Raw genomic sequence first — 3,229 nt, forward strand, 5'->3', positions numbered from 1 at the left:
ATTTTTTATCCCACCAAACACGGCCAAAAGGATCATTTGGTCCGGCACCAAAATCAGGGTTTTTAGCCATTTCAGCAATCGCAGCTTGCTGATTTGCATAGTTTAAATTGGTAGTACTTAACAAGTCTATACCAGCTCTACGAGCTAATGGTAATACACTTCCATTACCTTTTAATTCCGACCATGCTAAAACCGAGGTAGTGTTCGGGAAGCCAGTTCTTTTCCACCAGGCCCATGCTTCTAATGGTTGTCTATAAAGATCAAGATAAGCCTGACAAGCGATTTGATCAGTTGCCTTAGTTGCATCGTATTTAATACCAACTGTGTTATAGTAGGTATCAATAGCCGGAGTAGTCACTGCATTAAAGTTAGATACTTTGGCATCAACAGCCCTATCGCTATAGAATTGAACTGATGCATAAACTCCATTTTTATACCATGTTTCAGCCACATCTGTAGTGACACCACGGGCTGCAAGATCTGCACGTAGAAAGCAATATTCTGCATAAGTTAAAACAGGGTAAAATCCTTTGCCTGTACCAGCACCTAAGCCATCGGCTTCGTTATAATTAGGTGTAAATAACCTGTGTTGCAACTGTGATAAATTATTTATAGATGCATATAATGGTACATTTGCAGGTAATTTTGCATCGTCTGGACTAGTAAAACTTCCTACATAATTTCCTGCTGCGTTTGGACGATAGAAGGCCGATAATCTAGGGTCGCCTTTTGTAACCATAAAATCTAATACAGGTTTACCTGCTGCGAAATTCGACGGACTAAAGTTTCCACCACCATCTGCATAAGATGGGCCAACCTTAAGCATCCATGAATCGTTAACATTTGCCATCTGCACTGGATCTGCTAAAACTTCGGTAGCAATTGCTTTCATTTTAGTTGGATCAACTTTTATTAAGCGAATAGCTATTTTCAGACGTAAAGCGTTTGCTGCTTTAGCCCAAAGTGTTGCATCACCATTGAAATAGGGATCATTTCCGGCAAGACTGATCTGACCTGCTGGTGTGGTTTTCAAAGTAGCTACAGCTGCTTTCAATTCCGCATCAACTTTTGCAAATACTGCTTGTTGAGTATCATATGCTGGAGTTGTGGTACCCCCATACCTCGCTTGAAAAGCTTGAGCATAAGGTATGCTTCCATTGATATCGCTCACATAAAATGCATAATACGATAAAAGTATCTGCGAAATTGCTTTCATGTGTATTCTTGCATTTTTATCTGCATCAGGCATTTGTTCGATATTTTTTATAGCATCGATTAAGGCCGGGCCTAATCTGCCGTAAAATATTTTACCGTAACGGGTATTGAATTGTGAACCAACATTGTTAAAATTCAATCCATTTCCTGTACTTAAGGTAGCGTATTGCATCCATAGATTGGCTGCGCGATAAACATCGGCAAAATACTCGAAATCATCTTGCGAACCCACTGCCGCACGAAGAAACTGATCTTCAGGTTTAACCTCGTATAAGGTCGTAGGGTTCAAATTTGCTTCTACAAAGCTTTCCTTTTTACAACCGCCCACTACAAGCAAAGCTGAAACCATCAGGAAATATATTTTTGTTTTATTTATAGTCTTCATATCTGTATTTTTTAAATAATTAGAACGATGCCCTAACATTAAAACCTAAACTTCTAACCAAAGGCCAGCCACCATATTCAGCAAAAGCACCTGCTCTATTGCTAAAAATACTTTCAGGATTAATACCATCCTTAGCCGTTTTATACAAATAGGCTAGATTTCTACCTGTTAAGTTTAAACTTAAAGTATTTATTTTCAATTTACTTAAATATTTGCTAGGCACGGTGTATCCTACAGTTACTTCGCGAAGCGCCACCCAAGAATTTTCAAATACCGAATACTCTCTGATACCACTAGACCATTGACTTAAATTTTCATAATATGCATAAGCTGGTATTGGTTTTAATAAACCTTGTTTAACAGCATCTGCATAGGTCATTCCACCTAAATCTACTCCATTGGCTTTTAATCCATCATTCAATACACCATCAGGAATAATACCATCATGCTGTACTACGCCGTTTGCATCGGTATAAGTTACACCACCTGAGCCTTCATCCCTACCAAAAAGTGAATTGGCAAACGAACCGTTAGCTGATCCATATTGATGGGTTCCAGAGGCCATTAAACCACCAATTTTAGCATCAATTTGAAAACTTAATGTAAAGTTTTTATAAGATAATTCTTGTCTGGTACTGGCAAGATATTTCTCCATCATAGTACCTAAATTTTTCTTTGTACCATCATAATCCTGCGATCTTACATAGGTGTAATAACCACCGGTAGTTCCATAACCAGTATTACCTAATACTTTTTTACCATTATTTGGACTGGCAATTGGATTACCGCTTGCATCTTTCTTTTGATAATATGAATAACCATATCCAGTAATCAATGAACCATATTGTTCGCCTACTCTGGCTACTGAAGTGATGTCGTTACCAAAAGCTAAATCCAGGTCGTAATTTTCAACACCAGGTGCCAATTCCAATATTTTGTTGCGGTTCCGCGTAAAAGTAACTGAAGCATTCCAATTAAAATCTTTTGATACGATTGGTTTTCCAGTAACCAAGATCTCGATACCTTGATTTTGGATATTACCCGCATTTAAAGCTTGTGAACTCACTCCAGACTCTTGTGGTAATGCAAAACTTAAAATTTGATTATAAGAATTTTTCTTATAATAAGCAAAATCAATGTTGATACGGTTTTTTAAGAAACCTAAATTGGTTCCAATTTCAAGTTCCTTGGTTAACTCATTCTTTAAATTGTTGTTTTTAAGAATATTGTCGCTAAACCCATAAACCGACTGGTTACCACCATTCGCATTACTGAAAGTACCATCTTGTAATCTATAGTAGCCGGCTGTATTAGTATATTGTGGCTGAGCCGATAAACCTGTGTAAGAATATGATGCTCTTAACTTACCAAAAGATAATATCGAATTATCTTTGAATGCAGGTAATTCTGTGAATATCCATGCCAAAYCTACACTTGGATAGAAGTACGAATAATTACCATGGCCGTCTTTATAGGTTAATGCCGATGACCAGTCATTTCTTCCACTAAAATTTAAAGTTAACATGTTTTTCCAGGTAATATCACCATACAAATAAACCGCATCAGTACGTTCACCTAAATTTGGATAGGCAGTTGTTGATGCTGGATTAATTGAGTTCCCAATAGAGT

2 protein-coding genes are annotated in these 3,229 nt (G+C 37.4%); both read right to left on the bottom strand.

The window, feature by feature from the left end; translation table 11 throughout:
- Positions 1-1,600: SusD/RagB family nutrient-binding outer membrane lipoprotein (locus tag AC1DPQ_RS22430; protein WP_477610925.1), on the bottom strand; the 1,600-nt coding region annotated here is incomplete at its 3' end.
- Positions 1,601-1,619: 19 nt separating this feature from the next.
- The coding region (locus AC1DPQ_RS22435; RefSeq protein WP_477610926.1) for a SusC/RagA family TonB-linked outer membrane protein at positions 1,620-3,229 on the bottom strand (1,610 nt) is incomplete at its 5' end.

The sequence above is a fragment of the Pedobacter sp. 01T416_2 genome, assembly GCF_056398925.1.